The sequence below is a fragment of the Streptomyces calvus genome (assembly GCF_006782915.1).
GTDB classification, from domain to species: Bacteria; Actinomycetota; Actinomycetes; order Streptomycetales; family Streptomycetaceae; genus Streptomyces; species Streptomyces calvus.
This window is the reverse complement of the sequence record NZ_VCNP01000058.1, coordinates 154,504-169,686: the sequence shown is the minus strand read 5'-3', so window position 1 is coordinate 169,686 and position 15,183 is coordinate 154,504. Positions and strand designations below refer to the sequence as shown.

General features: G+C 73.4%; 10 protein-coding genes. 5 read left to right on the top strand and 5 right to left on the bottom strand.

What is annotated here, in order from left to right:
* Window positions 1-4 precede the first annotated feature (4 nt).
* The 5 genes from FGW31_RS33660 (at window position 5) to FGW31_RS33640 (ending at window position 5,953) form a co-directional block, all read left to right on the top strand.
* Window positions 5-1,507, top strand: coding sequence for a CoA-acylating methylmalonate-semialdehyde dehydrogenase (locus FGW31_RS33660; protein WP_142197400.1), 1,503 nt, complete (start codon window positions 5-7; stop codon window positions 1,505-1,507).
* Between the two features lie 87 nt (window positions 1,508-1,594).
* Window positions 1,595-2,545 carry a TIM barrel protein gene (locus FGW31_RS33655; protein WP_142197399.1) on the top strand — a complete coding sequence of 317 codons (951 nt, stop codon included), beginning with the start codon at window positions 1,595-1,597 and terminating at the stop codon, window positions 2,543-2,545.
* 9 nt (window positions 2,546-2,554) lie between these two features.
* Window positions 2,555-4,021 (top strand): sugar porter family MFS transporter, encoded by a 1,467-nt coding sequence (locus tag FGW31_RS33650; RefSeq protein ID WP_142197398.1) that lies wholly within the window; start codon window positions 2,555-2,557, stop codon window positions 4,019-4,021.
* Window positions 4,022-4,073: 52 nt separating this feature from the next.
* Entirely contained in the window at window positions 4,074-5,090 is a 1,017-nt protein-coding gene (locus FGW31_RS33645; protein ID WP_142197397.1) for a Gfo/Idh/MocA family protein, read from the top strand.
* Complete coding sequence (locus tag FGW31_RS33640; RefSeq protein ID WP_142197396.1) at window positions 5,087-5,953, top strand: sugar phosphate isomerase/epimerase family protein; 867 nt, start codon at window positions 5,087-5,089, stop codon at window positions 5,951-5,953. Before FGW31_RS33645 ends, FGW31_RS33640 begins: the two co-directional genes overlap by 4 nt.
* A gap of 88 nt (window positions 5,954-6,041) precedes the next feature.
* Here FGW31_RS33640 and FGW31_RS33635 read toward each other — a convergent pair whose 3' ends face one another.
* From FGW31_RS33635 to FGW31_RS33615, 5 genes are all read right to left on the bottom strand, one after another.
* The gene (locus tag FGW31_RS33635; RefSeq protein ID WP_142197395.1) at window positions 6,042-7,247 is read right to left on the bottom strand and encodes a glycoside hydrolase family 64 protein; all 1,206 of its coding nucleotides are present in this window, start codon (window positions 7,245-7,247) and stop codon (window positions 6,042-6,044) included.
* Between the two features lie 207 nt (window positions 7,248-7,454).
* On the bottom strand, window positions 7,455-8,267 hold the full coding sequence (locus FGW31_RS33630; protein WP_142197394.1) for an aminotransferase class IV: 813 nt from the start codon (window positions 8,265-8,267) through the stop codon (window positions 7,455-7,457).
* Between the two features lie 46 nt (window positions 8,268-8,313).
* Window positions 8,314-8,994: a PAS domain-containing protein gene (locus FGW31_RS33625; protein ID WP_370011066.1), complete on the bottom strand. Its 681-nt coding sequence runs from the start codon at window positions 8,992-8,994 to the stop codon at window positions 8,314-8,316.
* 514 nt (window positions 8,995-9,508) lie between these two features.
* A complete protein-coding gene (locus tag FGW31_RS33620) occupies window positions 9,509-12,316 on the bottom strand; it encodes an ATP-binding protein (protein WP_142197392.1) in 2,808 nt (935 codons plus the stop codon).
* Window positions 12,317-12,320: 4 nt separating this feature from the next.
* On the bottom strand, window positions 12,321-15,182 hold the full coding sequence (locus tag FGW31_RS33615) for a helix-turn-helix transcriptional regulator (RefSeq protein WP_142197391.1): 2,862 nt from the start codon (window positions 15,180-15,182) through the stop codon (window positions 12,321-12,323).
* Window position 15,183 lies beyond the last annotated feature (1 nt).

Here is a 15,183-nt window from a genome sequence, read left to right as displayed (position 1 = left end):
GCACGTGGAGATCATCAAGCACTGGATCGGCGGCTCGCCCGCCGGCTCCGCATCGGCCACCGCTCCGGTGTTCGACCCGGCCACCGGCCGGATCCGGGCCCGGGTGGTCCTCGGCACGGCCGCCGACGTGGACGCCGCCGTCACCCGGGCCGCCGCCGCCTTCGAGACCTGGTCCGAGTCGTCGCTGACGCAGCGCACCCAGGTGATGTTCGCCTTCCGCCAGCTCCTCGTGGAGCACGAGGAGGAGCTGGCCCGGATCATCTCGGCCGAGCACGGAAAGACGGTGGACGACGCGCGCGGCGAGATCGTGCGGGGCCGCGAGGTCGTGGAGTTCGCCTGCGGGCTGGGCGACGTCCTCAAGGGCAGCCATTCCGACCAGGTGTCGCGCGGTGTGGACGTGCACGACTTCCGTCGGCCGCTCGGTGTCGTCGCGGGCATCACCCCGTTCAACTTCCCGGCGATGGTGCCGCTGTGGATGCACCCGATCGCCATCGCGACCGGCAACACCTTCGTCCTCAAGCCCAGCGAGCGCGACCCGTCGGCGGCCGGCTTCGTGGCCGGGCTGTACCGGCGGGCGGGACTGCCGGACGGCGTGTTCAACGTGGTGCACGGCGGCAAGGAGGCGGTCGACGCGATCCTCGCCCACCCGGGCATCGAGGCGGTGTCGTTCGTCGGGTCCACGCCCGTCGCCCAGTACGTGCACGGGGCGGCGACGTCGGCCGGCAAGCGGGTGCAGGCGCTCGGCGGCGCCAAGAACCACGCGGTGGTCCTGCCGGACGCCGACCCGGAGTTCGCCGCCGGTCACATCACGGCGGGCGCCTACGGTTCGGCCGGTGAGCGCTGCATGGCCGTGTCCGTGGCGGTCGCGGTCGGGTCCGCCGCCAACGGGCTGGTCGAGGCGCTGGCGCGCCGGGCCCGCGAGGTGAAGGTCGGGCCGGGCCACGTCCCCGGCGTGGAGATGGGCCCGCTGATCACCGAGGACGCCCGCGATCGCGTCGAGCGGGCCGTCGGCACCGCGGCCGGGCAGGGCGCCACCGTCGTCGTGGACGGCCGCGGGCTGAAGCCGGACGGCCACCCGGAGTGCGCCGACGGCTTCTTCACCGGCCCGTCGCTGCTCGACCACGTCACCCCGGAGATGGACGCCTACCGGCAGGAGCTGTTCGGCCCGGTCCTCGCGGTGGTCCGCGTCGACACCCTCGACGAGGCGATCGACCTGATCAACGCCAACCCGTACGGCAACGGCACCGCGCTGTTCACCGGCTCGGGCGAGGCGGCGCGGCGCTTCCAGCGCAGGGTGCAGGTCGGCATGATCGGCGTCAACGTGCCGGTGCCCGTGCCGATGTCGTACTACTCCTTCGGCGGCTGGAAGGACTCGCTGATCGGCGACTCCCCCGTGCACGGCCCCGAGGGCGTGCGCTTCTACACCCGGCCGAAGGTCGTCACCACCCGCTGGCCGCGCCCGGCGCGGCAGGACGCCGCCGGGTTCGCCTTCCCCACCTCCGCCTGACCCGGCCCTCCGCACACCCCCGGGTGCCGCGCCACAGCGGCACCCCCTCCGCAGGACACCCCTTCCCCTCTCCCCCAAGGAATGGCCATGGCAACGACGCCGTCCCCGCTCCGCACCGTCGCGGGCAACCTCTGTCTCGGCTCGGCCCCCGACTCCTGGGGCGTGTGGTTCCCCGAGGACGAACACCAGGTCCCGCACACCCGCTTCCTCGACGAGCTGGCCCGGGCGGGCTACGAGTGGCTCGAACTGGGCCCCTACGGCTATCTGCCCACCGATCCGCGGCAGCTGCGGGAGGAGCTGGACGCCCGCGGGCTGAAGGTGTCCGGCGGCACCGCGTTCGGCGCGCTGCACCGGCCGGAGGCCTGGGACGGGATGCTCGCCCACGTCCGGCAGGTCGCCGCGCTGACCGCCGCCGCGGGAGCCCGCCACCTCGTGCTCATCCCGCCGATGTACCGGGACGAGAAGACCGGCGCCTGCACGGAGCCGCCCGAGCTGACGCCCGAGCAGTGGGCGGGCTTCGGCCGCAACGCCGACCGGCTCGGCCGGCTGCTCCTGGACGAGTACGACGTGCGTCTGGTGATCCATCCGCACGCCGACAGCCACATCCAGACGCAGCCGGAGATCGAGCGGCTGCTCAACGAGTCGGACGGCCGCTTCACCAACCTCTGCCTGGACACCGGGCACGTCGCCTACGGCGGCGGTGACACCGTCGACCTGATCCGCCGCTACGGCGACCGCGTCGGGTACGTCCACATCAAGCAGATGGACCCGGAGGTGCTGGCCCAGGTGGCCGCCGAGGGCCTGTCGTTCGGCCAGGCCGTCCAGCGGGGCGTGTGCGTGTCCCCGCCGGCCGGGGTGCCCGACCCGGCCGAGGTGATCCGTGAACTCGCCGCTCTGGACGCCGAGTTGTTCGTCATCGTCGAGCAGGACCTGTATCCGTGCGCGCCCGAGGTGCCGCTGCCCATCGCCGTGCGCACCCGTGAGCACCTGGCGCGCTGCGGCCTGAGCGGCACCCGGCGCCCGAACGACAACCGGTAGGAGGCCACCATGGACGTCAGGGACGACACGCCCGCGCAGCCCGCCGACCCGCCCGCGCAGCCCGCCGGTCCGGCCGCGGTCACCGCCGCCGTGAGCGACGACCCGCCGCCGGCCGTGCGGCGCCGGCTGAGGGTCATCACCCTCGTCGCCACGTTCGGCGGCCTCCTCTTCGGCTACGACACCGGTGTCATCAACGGCGCGCTGCCGTACATGACCGACGACCTCGGGCTGACCGCGGTCACCGAGGGCATGGTCACCAGTTCGCTGCTGCTGGGTGCGGCGCTCGGCGCGGTCACCGGCGGCCGGCTGTCCGACCGGCGGGGACGGCGGCGCACCATCCTGTGGCTGGCCGTGCTGTTCTTCGTCGGCGCGCTGGGCTGCACGCTCGCCCCGACCACCGCGGTCATGGTCGTGGCGCGGTTCGTCCTCGGCCTCGCGGTCGGCGGCGCGTCGGTGACGGTGCCGGTGTACCTCGCGGAGGTGTCCCCGGCCGAACGGCGCGGCGCACTGGTCACCCGCAACGAACTGATGATCGTGACCGGGCAGTTGCTCGCCTTCACCTCCAACGCGCTGATCGCACGGGTGGGCGGCGAGTCCGGCGGTGTCTGGCGCTGGATGCTGGTGGTCGCCACACTGCCCGCCGTGGTCCTCTGGTTCGGCATGCTGGTCATGCCGGAGAGTCCGCGCTGGCTGGCCGCCAAGGGCCGCTTCGGCGAGGCCTTCGCGGTGCTGCGGGAGATCCGGTCGGAGCGGCGGGCCGGGACGGAGCTGAGCGAGGTGAGCGCCCTCTCCGTCCGCGACGAGCGGGAGAAGCTCGGCGGCTGGCGCGACATGCGGTCCGTCCCCTGGGTGCGCCGGCTGATGCTCGTCGGTTTCGGCATCGCGATCGTGCAGCAGGTCACCGGCGTCAACACGATCATGTACTACGGCACGCAGATCCTCACCGACGCGGGTTTCACCGCGGACAGCGCCCTCACGGCGAACATCGCCAACGGGGTGATCTCGGTGGCCGCCACCGTCGTCGGCATCTGGCTGCTGGGCCGGGTGGACCGCCGGCCGATGCTGATGACGGGCCAACTGGGCACGACGGGCGCACTGTTGCTGATCGGTGTCTTCTCCCTCACGCTGCCCGAGGGGTGGGGCCGCGCCTGCGCCGTGCTCGCGATGACGGTCACCTTCCTCGCCTTCCAGCAGGGCGCGATCTCACCGGTGACCTGGCTGACCCTCTCGGAGATCTTCCCGATGCGGATGCGCGCCTTCGGCATGGGTGTCGCCGCGGTGGTGCTGTGGCTCACCAACTTCGCGATCGGGCTGGTCTTCCCGTCGCTCGTGGCCCGGATCGGGATCTCCAGCACCTTCTTCCTCTTCGCGGCGCTCGGCGTGCTCTCCCTCGCCTTCGTCAAGCGGTACATGCCCGAGACCAGGGGCCGCACGCTCGAAACGCTCGAGACGGAGCTCAAGGCCCGCTTCTCCTGACCCTCCCCCGCCCGGGTTCTCTTCGGCCCGGGACCGTAGAAAGGACTGCCCCATGACTGTGCGCATCGGGGTCATCGGAGCCGGCTGGATAGGCCGGGAACACATCCGCCGTCTCACCGGGACCGTGACCGGCGCCCGGGTCACCGCGGTCACCGACATCGACCGCTCCCGCGCGGCCGAGGCCGCCGCGCCGGTCGGCGCGCGGGTCGCCGCGGACGGCGCGGAGCTGATCGCGTCCGACGACGTCGACGCGGTGCTCGTCACCTCCTGGGGGCCGACGCACGCCGAGCACGTACTGAACGCGATCACCGCCGGCAAGCCCGTGTTCTGCGAGAAGCCCCTGGCCACCACGGTCGAGGACTGCCTGCGCATCACCGAGGCGGAGACGGCCAACGGCCGCCGTCTGGTACAGGTCGGGTTCATGCGCCGCTACGACGCCGGCTACCGGCAGATGAAGCAGGTCATCGACTCGGGCGCGATCGGCGAGCCCCTGGTCGTGCACTGCGCGCACCGCAACCCGACGGTCCCCGAGTCCTACACCTCGGACATGGCCGCGCTGGACACCGCGGTGCACGAGGTGGACGTGCTGCGCTGGCTCCTCGACGACGAGATCGTCTCCGCGCAGGTGGTCACGCCCCGGTCGACGCGCAAGCGGTTCGCCCACCTCAGGGATCCGCAGATCATGCTCTTCGAGACGGCGAAGGGGGTCCGCATCGACCTGGAGGTGTTCGTCAACTGCCAGTACGGCTACGACATCCAGTGCGAGACCGTCGGCGAGGAGGGCCTGGTCAGGCTGCCCGACCCGGCCTCGCCGGCCGTGCGCACCGCCGCGGCGCACAGCACCCGGGTGCCCACGGACTGGGTGGGCCGTTTCGCGGACGCCTTCGACACCGAGTTCCGCGAGTGGGTCGCCCGGGTCGCGGCGGGCGCGGAGCCCACCGGCCCGTCCGCCTGGGACGGATACGCGGCGACCGCCATCACCCGCGCGACCGTCACCTCCCTCCAGGAGGACCGCACGGTCGCCACCGACATCAGGCCCCGGCCCGCCTTCTACGGAGGTGCAGCGTGAAGATCGCCCTCGACCCGTACATGTTCCGTGCCCTGCCGATCGACGAGATGGTGCGCACCGTCGCCGAACTGGGCTACGACTACATCGAGTTGTCGCCCCGTGACGACTTCATGCCGTTCTTCCTGCACCCGCGTGCCGACGACGACCGGGTGCGCGAGCTGAAGACGGCGCTGGCCCGGTACGGCGTACAGCTGTCGTCCGTGCTGCCGCTGTACAAGTGGTCGTCTCCGGACGAGACGGAGCGGCGGACCGCCGTGCGGTACTGGCGGCGGATGATCGAGATCACCGTCGAGCTCGGCTGTCCGCTGATGAACTCGGAGTTCAACGGCCGCCCGGAGCGCGCCGCGGAGAGCGAGGCCGCGTTCTGGCGCTCGATGGAGGACCTGCTGCCGGTCTTCGAACGGGAGGGCATCGCCCTGAACCTGGAGGCGCACCCGGACGACTTCTGCGAGGAGAACGCCCCGGCGGTCGATCTGGTCCGTGCGGTCAACAAGCCGTGGGTGAACTACCTGTACTGCGCTCCGCACACCTTCCACCTGTCGGGCGCGGACGCGGTGGCGGACGTCGCGGCGATGCTGCGGTACGCCGGGGACAAGCTGCGGCACGTGCACATCGCGGACACCTTCGACCACAAGGGTTCCTCGGGTCTGCGGTACATCCTCAACCCGCCGGGCACGCCCGCCCGCATCCACCAGCACCTCGACATCGGTCAGGGCGAGGTGGACTGGGACGCGTTCTTCGGCACGCTGAGGGAGATGGACTTCGACGGGGTGGCCACGGCCTGTGTCTTCGCCTGGGAGGAACGGGCCCGCGCGTCCTCGTCGTTCATGCTGGACCGGATCCGCAAGGAGCTCATCGGCTGACGGTCCGGTGGCCGTCGTCACCGGTGGCGGCGCCGCTACTGCGCGCCGCCACCGATGCGGTCCCCGTGGGGGGGGAGGCCGGCAGGGGTCAGTCGAACGGGTCGAGCGTGACGGAGGCCTGCTGCGGGTTGCCGTCGTGGACGAGCGACTCGTGGTTGCCGACGTCGTCGAAGGCGAAGGCGTAGGCCTTGCCGTCGGCCATCTGGGCGTGGACGGCGCGGGCGTAGTGGTTGGTGACGGCGTCCTGGTAGAAGCCGCCGGAGCCGGAGTCGGGCTGGTTGGGGTTGCTCAGCAGGGTGGAGCGGTGGAAGCCGGCGCACAGGGTGCGGGAGATCGGGCCGCGCACCTGGTCGTTGGGGGCGTCGAGCAGCTTGTGGCAGCCGAAGATGGAGGAGGCGTCCGGCTTCTGGAAGCTGGTCACGACGGCGCCCGAGCCGTCGGTGAAGTTCATGACGCCGCCCGAGACCCGGCCGTAGTACTTGACGTCGGGCCGGTCACCGAAGGGGGTGACGGTCAGGGTGGAGCCGGCGTACTTGTCCCAGACGCGGTTGACGTAGTCGTCCATGACCGACGCCGGCAGGGCGCCCGTCTCCACTCCGTACAGCGGCGACAGGGCGCGCAGTACGGTGCCGTCGGAGCGGGTGTGGATCAGGTTGCCCCAGCCTCCGGACTGTCCCCTCAGGGTGTTGAAGACCGCGTTGTAGCCGCCGGGCTTGAGCCGTCCGGTGGTCGCGGTGCTGCCGTCGCCGCGCTTCACGCCCACCGAGTAGGGCGCGGAGAACATGTCGACCTGGGTGCTGTTGAGCCACAGCCCGGAGTCGTTGAGCGTGTACTCGGACCAGTTGAACAGGATGTTCCGGTTGGGGTCGGAGGGGTTCTGCACGGCGGGCTGCACCAGGCCGCCCGTGGCCAGCTTGAAGACGAGCTTCTCGCCGTAGGAGAAGTAGATGCGGCCGGAGAACTTGGGGATCCGGATGGTGGTCGACTGTCCTGCCGCGGGGCCGGCGATCGACGCGTCCGGGGCGGGGGTGGGCGGGTTGCCGCCCGCGGGCCAGGGGTGGAAGGTGCCGCTCGCGTCGGCCCAGCCCTGCCGTCCGGTCGACAGCTCGGTGCCGAGGTTGTAGACGTAGACCGGCTCGCCGCGGCCGGAGTTGTTGGTGATCTGCAGGGGGATGGTGTCCGGGACGGCGGCGTGCGCGGGTGCGGCCGTTCCGGTCGCGAGCAGCGAGCCCGCGAGCACCGTGGCGACGGCCGTTCCCACGGTCAGGATGCGGCGTCTGAATGAGCCGAACATGCTCTGTCTCCTTTCGACTTCGTGTCGGTGGGGGGAAGAGGTTGAGAGCGCTCTCAGCGTTCCTCTTTGATGTACACCTGTCAACAGTTCGGGAGTGGGAGGCGGCCGTCGCCGGGCCCGTCCGCGGTGCGGACCCGGCCGTGCCGGGCACGCTTCGACCCCGACCACGCGCACGCGCATCCGCACGCCGCCGCGGTGGCGTGCGGGCTACAACCACTCCGTCGGCAGCGACGCGTAGAGCGCGGCGAGGCCGGTCACGCCTGGGTGGTCCGCGGGGAACTCCAGGTCGTCGACACGGGTGACCGGGAGGACTCCGACGGTGGCGTTGGTGGCGAACACCGCCTCGCAGTCGGCCAGTTCGGGCAACCGGACACGGTCCGTCGTCCCCGCTCCGGCACGCAGCAGCACCTCACGGGCGGTGCCGGCCAGGACCGGCCCGTGGGGCCAGACCACCCGGCCCGCGCGGATCACGCCGACGTTCCAGGTGCTGCCCTCCAGCAGCGTCGCGTCGCCGTCGGTGAACAGGACGTCGTCGTATCCCGCCCTGCGGGCCTCGCGCCGCCGCCGCAGCACGCCGAACAGGCCGACGCCCTTCACCTCCGGCAGGTCCCGCAGGTGCGTGACGGACCGCACCCGCAGCGGTGCCGGTGCGTGGGCGGGCGCGGGCCTGGACGTCACCAGGACCCGCGGATCCGCGTCGTCCGCGATGTTGCCGAGGTGGAGCGACGGATCGAAGACGGTGATCCGCACGGTGCACCGGCCCGTCGCCGAGACCGCCCGGCGCGCCCAGGCGCGCACCTGTGCGGTGTCGAGCGGGACGTCGAAGAGGGCACGGCAGTCGCGGGCCAGACGTTCCAGGTGCAGGTCCGGTCCGCGGACCCGGCCGTTCTCCACCGTCATGGTGGTGAAGTGGCCGTAGTTCGTCAGGGCCAGGGTGCGCAGCGCCTCCGGCGCGGCGGGCTCGCCGTTCAGTTCGGCCGTGGGGCCCGCCGCGCCGTCGGCCGGGGTGAGGGGGTTCACCGGTCGCCGTCCCGGCGGGGCGGGCACCGGTCGGCGGCTGCCGGGCTCATTTGACGAAGTCCTCGACGACCTTGGGCGGCCAGGTGCCGACCTTGAGGACGCCCATGGAGTAGGCGCGCGACACCAGGGCGGCCCGGTTCGGCACCTTGAGCTTACGGAGCAGACCGGAGACGTGGTACTCCACGCCCTGGCGGCTGAGGTAGAGACGGGAGGCGAGCGGCACGGTGGAGACACCGGCGGCTATGCCCTCGAGGATGCGGGCGTCGACCTCGCTGAGCAGCTTCTTGCGGGGCACCACGACACCGGAGTCCGCGCTGTCGCCGTCCGCCGGGGGCAGCATCACCAGGATCGCCGCGACGTCCGGGAGGTGACCGCCGCGCACGGCCACCGCGGTCAGCGGCAGCGTGTGCGTGGTGTCCTCGCCCACGGTGATGACCTCGGTGGCGAACCGGTGCCGCTTGCCCTCCAGCATCCGGGCGAACTGTTGCTTCAGCGGCTGCTGGACGCTCGGGTGGACCAGATCGCAGAAGGGCCGGCCGCACAGGTCCTCCAGTGGGGTGCCGAAGCGGCGGTCGAACTCCTGGTTGACCTGCTGGATGGTCAGGGAGGGGTCCAGACAGGCGACGGAGGTGTGGGACCCGTCGACGCCGGCGGCGTCCAGCGGCACCGGCGTCCCGCCAGCGGTGTGCTGACGGTCCATGACGAGGTGGTGGGGGGAAAGCGTCAAGGAACTCAGGCCCTTCTGCGTGGTGCGGCAAAGGAAACCGAGAGCACGGCCTTCTTTGCGGCAGGACCGGGCTGCAGCGCCCTGATCCCGCTGAAAGGCCGTACCGACAGGAAGAATGATGCGGAGATTACGGAGACCGGTATCCCCGGGTCAACGCAAACCGGGGTGAGCGCCCCAATACTGTGGTTGCCCCTTCGGTAGGTACGGTCCCGTACCGAAGGGGTTCGGTGTTCGGGGGTTCGGTGTGCCCTCGCCGTCCACAGCCGGGCACACCGCGCGTTCCGGGCGAACGCCCCTGGTGGGAGCACACACGGGTACGGTCGGGGCACGCTGCGTCGACGGCGGAGGAGCGCGGGGTTCGGTCGGGCCCGTACCGGGCGGGCGGGCAGTGCCCGCCCGGCGCCGGTGCCACACCGTGGACCCGGCACACGGAAACGCCCGGGCACGGCCGCTGAATTCAGCGGACCGTACCCGGGCGTTCAGTGAAAGTGCTTTCCCCGTGGGGAAAGCACTTTCACGCTCCGGAAATCAGCGCAATCAGTTCCCGTCGGCCGGCGATGCCGAGTTTCCGGTAGGAATGGGTGAGGTGCTTCTCCACCGCCCGGGAGCTCACGCCCATGGTCTCGGCGATCTCCTGGTTGGTCAGGCCCCGGCAGGCGAAGGCGGCCACCCGGCGTTCGGTGCGGGTGAGGACGGCCTCGGGCACGGGGACCGCGGCGAGCAGTTGCCCGCCGCCGACGGCGGCGCGTTCCGCCAGCCACGGCGCACCGCACGCGGTGGCGAGCGTGGCGGCCTCCCGGGCCAGGGCCTCCGTCTCCGCTCCGCCGCCCAGCCGTTCGGCGAGCGCGAGCAGGGCACGGGCGAGTTCCAGCTGGTTGGCGGAGCCGCGCAGCACGGTGACCGCCTGGCGCAGCAGTGCCGTTCCCCGGCCGCTCTCCTCCAGCCGGCCGAGCAGCCGCAGCGCCCGGCCCAGCCCCACCGGCGCGCCCCACTGCGCGGCCCTGGCGTGTTCCTCCTCCGCCAGGGAGCGCGCCGCCCGGAGGTCGCCGAGGCGGCGGTGGACGCCGATGGCCCAGGGGCGCCAGGGGAAGAGCACCGGGTTCTGCCAGCCGGCCGCCTCCAGCCGGCGGCCGCAGGACAGCAGGGTGTCGAGGGCCCCGGTGAGATCGCCGCTCGCGACGTCGTCGGCGGCCTGGAGCAGGCGCAGCATCGCCGTGACGGTCAGTCCCTGGCCTCGGATCCGTTCGGCGCGCCGCATCACCCGCCGGGCCAGTGCCGGGTCCCGCGTCTCCAGCGCCACCATGGCGTGCGCGAGGGTGGCGAGCGTGCCGAGGCTGTGCCGGTCGGCCTCGGTCATGCCCAGCGCGGTCTCGGACTGCTCGCGGGCCTGGTCGAGCCGGCCCCGGCCCAGGTGGATCAGGGCCCGTTCGATGTGCACCAGTGCGTCGGTCGGTGCCGTGCGCTGCTCCCGGGCCCGGTACTCGACCGCCAGCCAGGAGTCGAGTGCCTCCACGGAGTCGGCGGCGACCATGGTGATGACGACCAGGGGCAGGGTGGACTGGACGCGGGCGGACGTCGCCGGTTCCCGGTCCAGCACGCGTTCCGCCCGGCGGACCACGTCGGCGGCCGGCAGGCTGCCGGCGAAGGTGGCGGCGAGCAGGAGGGCTATCGTCAGCTCCCGTTCACCGCCGGTGTCCAGCGGTGGTTCGGCGCCCAGGTTCCGCAACCGCTCGGCGGCGTCGGCCAGTTCGTAGGGGTCCTCGTAGGCGCAGTGCCGCAGCCGGGCCTCCAGCCGCAGCGCGAGGTCGCGGTCGGTGCCGTGCAGCGCACAGGCCGGTCCGAGTCCCTCCGCGGCCTGGCGCAGCAGGTCGACCACGCCGGACGGGGCGGGGCCCAGGGGTGTGGGCGAGATGCGGAGCACCGCCATGGCGCGGTCCCGCGCCTCGGGCAGCAGGGCGATCGCCTGCGCGATGTGCCGTTCACAGGCGGGCGGGTCGAAGACCCGCTCCGCGGTGCCGAGTTCGACGAGCAGGCGGGCCCGGTCGATGCCCTGCGCGGCGCTGTCGAGGAGGGCGCGGCGCAGATAGCGGGCCGCCGCGTCGGGGGCGCCGCGGCGCAGGGCGGTGTCGGCGGCGGACCGCAGGACGTCCACGGTCCACGGCTGGTGACGGGTGACGACGGCCATGAGCTGGGCGGCGACCTGTTCGGCGGGGCGGCCGGAGGTGTAGAGCAGGGCGGCCGCCTCGTCGTGGAGCTGTTCGCGCCGGACCATGGTCAGGGTCGACTCGGCGGCGTCCCGTACGACGCGGTGCACGAAGCGCGGCTCACCGTCGGCGGTGACGAGCCCGAGGGCCGCGAGGGTGCGCAGGGCGGCGGTGTAGTCGACGGAGTCCAGGCGGGCCAGGCCGGCGACGCTGTCGCGGTCGACGTGGTCGCCGAGCACCGCGATGGCGGCCACCAGGTCACGGACCGGCTGGGCCTGGGTGCGCAGGATGCCGGCGAGGCGCTCCCGCAGCTGCGAGGGGCGCAGCGACCGTGCCCGGTCGGCGTGTTCGGCCAGCGGGCGCAGTCCGGCGTGTTCCAGTCCGAGCAGGATGGACATCAGGAACAGCGGGTTGCCGACGGCCGTCTCGTGGCAGGCGCGGACGAACGTGTCGTCGCCGGGCTCGCCGAAGCGTTCACGGACCAGTTGACGGGTGGCGTCGAGGCTGAGGGAGGCGGGTCGCAGGGTCTGGGTGGCGGCTTCCCTGACCTCACGCACCAGGGTGTGGTGGGTGCGCGGGTCGCCGTCGCGCAGCGAGCACACGACGACGGCGCGCACCCCGTGCAGCCGTTTGGCCAGGTAGGCGAGCCAGCGCAGGGAGGGCACGTCGGACCACTGGAGGTCGTCGACGACGACGAGGAGCCTGCCGTCCGCGCTGACGTTGGCCAGCAGGGACAGCAGGCCGTGCAGGACCGCCTCGGTGGCCGCGGCGGCCTGGTCGGCGCCGGGTGAGGCGTTGTCGTCGGCGAAGACGTGCCGGGCGAAGGAGGCGTGGGCGTCCATCCAGCGGGTGCGGGTGTCCTCGGGCGAGTCGGACAGCAGGCTCTCGAACAGCTGCCGTACGACGCCGAAGGCGAAGTCCTGTTCCATGGGGGCCGCGTTGGCGCGCAGCACCCGGACGTCGTCGTGGCCGTCGGCGAGCGCGGGAAGGGACCGCAGCAGCGCGGACCGGCCGATGCCGAGCGGGCCGGTGACGAGGATCAGTGAGGACCTGCCCCGAGCCGCGGCGCCCAGCGCCGCCTCGACCAGGGATGTTTCGGTGGTGCGCTCCAGCAGCATGGGGTCAGTCGTCCTCCGTGCCTGGGACCAGGGCGCGCAGTTCGTCACGCCCTCGGATGCGAAGCTTGCGGTACACGCCGCTCAGGCGCAGTTCGACGGTGCGGGTGGTCACCGACAGCGCGGCGGCTATCTCACGGTTGGGCAGGCCCCGGGTCGCGAGCGTGGCCGTGGCCTGTTCGGCCGGGGTGAGGATCCGCCACTCGGGCGGGAGCGGGCCGGCCGGTACGCGGGTGGGCGGGGGCGGCGCGGGACGGGGCCGTCGTACCGGGTCGCCGCCGGGCCCCGTGGTGCCGACGACGGGCACGGCGGTCGCGGTGCCGGGGTCGGGCTCGCCGTTCTCGGCGGAGGCCAGGGCCACGACGGCACGCGTGTAGGCCGCCCGGTCGGGTGCCCGCCCCAGGTGGTGCACGGCCGACCGGAGCCGCTGGAGGCGGTCCTCGCCGTGCATCGGGGCGAGGCAGAGCTGGGCGGCGCCGATCACGCCGGGGGTGCCCCAGCGTTCGGCGAGTTCCAGGTTCTCCCGTGCCAGCCGCAGTGCCTGGGCCGCGTCCCCGAGGGCGTGGGCGGCCTCGGCGGCCCTCAGGCGCCAGGGCAGCAGGGCCGGGTTGGTGTAGCCGTACCGCAACAGCCACCGCCCGCAGGCGCGGAAGAGGTTCCCGGCCCGGTGGTGATCCTCCGAGGCCTGGGCCAGCAGGCCGCGGGCGTACAGCAGTTGGGCGCCGCTCAGGGACTCCTCGGCGGGAGGCGGCAGGGGGCGCTCGGCGGCGGCCCGCGCCCGGTCAGGCCGGCCGTTGGCGAGGTCGGTGAGGATGCCGAGTGCCGTCCAGTACGGGTAGGACAGCGGGTGCCTGTTGTCCGGCGGGAGTTCGTAGTCGGCGGCGGCCAGGTCGCGGGCGGCGGCGTCGGGGCGGCCGTGCCGCAGGTGCAGTTCGGTGCGCAGGGCGAGCACCCGGGCGACGGCCACGGAGCGTCGTTCGCGGTGGGCCTCGGCGAGGAGGGCGCACAGGTGCGCCTCGGTCTCCTCGCCGTCCTCGGTGAGCAGCAGCGTGCGACAGGCCAGGAGTCTGGGCACGGTGAGCGTGGGCCGGCCGGAGGAGTCGGGCACGAGGGCGGCGCGGGCCAGCCGGCGGGCCTCGTCCCGGTCGGCTCCCCGCGCGGTCGTCTCCCAGGCGCGCACGCCCTGGACGGCCGGGCTGCGCGAGGCGCGGGGCAGGCCGGGTGCGGGCGGGCCGGCGATCTCGGGCGGCACGTGGGACAGCGGCTGCACCACGCGGAACAGGGCGGTGAGTTCCTCGTTCCGTGCCGTGGCCTCCGCCGCCTCCCCGAGGCCGGGGGCCGGGCCAGATCCGCCGTCGGCCCCGGGACCGGTGAGGAAGTCCGCGAGGGCCCGCCAGGCGGTGTCAGTGTCGCCGCCGAGGAGGACGAGGTCCTCGGCGCGGGCCCGGTAGGCCTCGGCCGCCCGACCGGTCTCGCGGATGATGCCGCCCATCCGGCGGCCGGCCGCGACGGGCGCGATCACCAGTTCCACGGCGGCCAGTTGGAACAGGACACGGACGCGGTCCTGCTCGGTCAGCGGTTCGTCCAGGGCGCGGGAGAGGTAGGCGGCGGCCCGCTCGCGGTGGCCTCCGCGGAGCGCGGCGGCCGCGGCCCGGCACAGGGTGTCCACCGCCCACTGGGCGCCGACCGGACGGGCCGGGAGCAGCAGGTCGCCGATGCCCTGGTCGTCGGCGGCGGCCCGGTGGGCCAGTTCCGCGGCCCGCGCGTGCAGGTCGGCGCGCTCGGCGGTGGGTATCTCCTCGATGATCCGGGCGCGTACGACCGGGCCGCGTACCGCGAGGCGCCCGTCGCGCAGGACGACGAGTCCGCTGTTCAGCAGTGCGGAGCGCAGCCGGGTCTCGGGCATCGGGCTCGGCCCGGCCAGGGCCAGGACCAGCGGGAGGTCGAGGAGTTCACCGCAGACCGCGAGGGCGCGCAGCACGTCGAGGGCGACCGGGTCGCGCAGCGCGCCGAGCGCCGCGGACGCGTGCTCGCCGGTCACGTCGGCCGCGAGGGCCCGCAGGTGCCGCACGTGGTCGGCGTCGGGCGGATGCCCCGCCCGGGCGAACCGGTCCAGGGTGTCGCGTACGGCGGCCGGGTTGCCCCCGGTCGCCTCCACGACGGCGGTGACGAAGGACCGGTCGCCGAGCGTGCCGCAGACGGACCGTACGGCGGTGGCCGTCCCGGTGTGCGTGAGGCCGGGCAGCGCCAGTTCGACGGTGGTGGCCGAGCCGGTGAGGGGGCTGCCCGCGCAGGGGTCGAGGCCGATGTCCGCCGTGCAGATGCTGCCGGCGATCAGCGCCAGTGGCGCGCGGGGCAGCCGGCGCACCAGGGCTTCGAGCCAGCGCATCGAGTCGGGGTCGAGCCGGTGGAGGTCCTCCACCACGAGGAGGGTGGGCCGGTCGCGGGCCGCGGTGAGCAGGCGGGTCAGCCCGGGGAACCTGCCCGGTCCGTCCTGGTCGAGGAAGAGCCGGGGCAGGTGGTGGGTGAACTTCTCGTGGCCGGACAGCAGTTGGCCGACCACGCCGTAGCGCAGGTCCTGTTCGGCGGGGGTCGCGCGGGCCGTGAGGACACGCAGGTCCCGCTCGGCGGCGTGCCGGGCCGCCCAGCGCAGCAGTTCGTTCTGGCCCGCTCCGGGTTCGCCCGTCACCGTGACCACGGCCGGGCGGCCCGACCGCAGTTCCCCGATCACGGCGGACAGTACGGCCTGTTCGCGTTCGCGTTCCAGCAGCGGCAGTTCGGCGAGCGGCGTGCCGTGGTGATGGGGGCGTCCGTGGTCCGCGGCGCCCAACGGTGGTGCGTTGTGCTCCTGTGGGTCTCGTGCCGGCATG

Excerpts from the sequence above, each read along its gene's own strand:
- FGW31_RS33655 (WP_142197399.1), top strand. The coding sequence starts at position 1,595 with ATGGCAACGACGCCGTCCCCGCTCCGCACCGTCGCGGGCAACCTCTGT.
- FGW31_RS33650 (WP_142197398.1), top strand. The coding sequence starts at position 2,555 with ATGGACGTCAGGGACGACACGCCCGCGCAGCCCGCCGACCCGCCCGCG.
- FGW31_RS33645 (WP_142197397.1), top strand. The coding sequence starts at position 4,074 with ATGACTGTGCGCATCGGGGTCATCGGAGCCGGCTGGATAGGCCGGGAA.
- FGW31_RS33635 (WP_142197395.1), bottom strand. The coding sequence starts at position 7,247 with ATGTTCGGCTCATTCAGACGCCGCATCCTGACCGTGGGAACGGCCGTC.
- FGW31_RS33620 (WP_142197392.1), bottom strand. The coding sequence starts at position 12,316 with ATGCTGCTGGAGCGCACCACCGAAACATCCCTGGTCGAGGCGGCGCTG.
- FGW31_RS33615 (WP_142197391.1), bottom strand. The coding sequence starts at position 15,182 with ATGCCGGCACGAGACCCACAGGAGCACAACGCACCACCGTTGGGCGCC.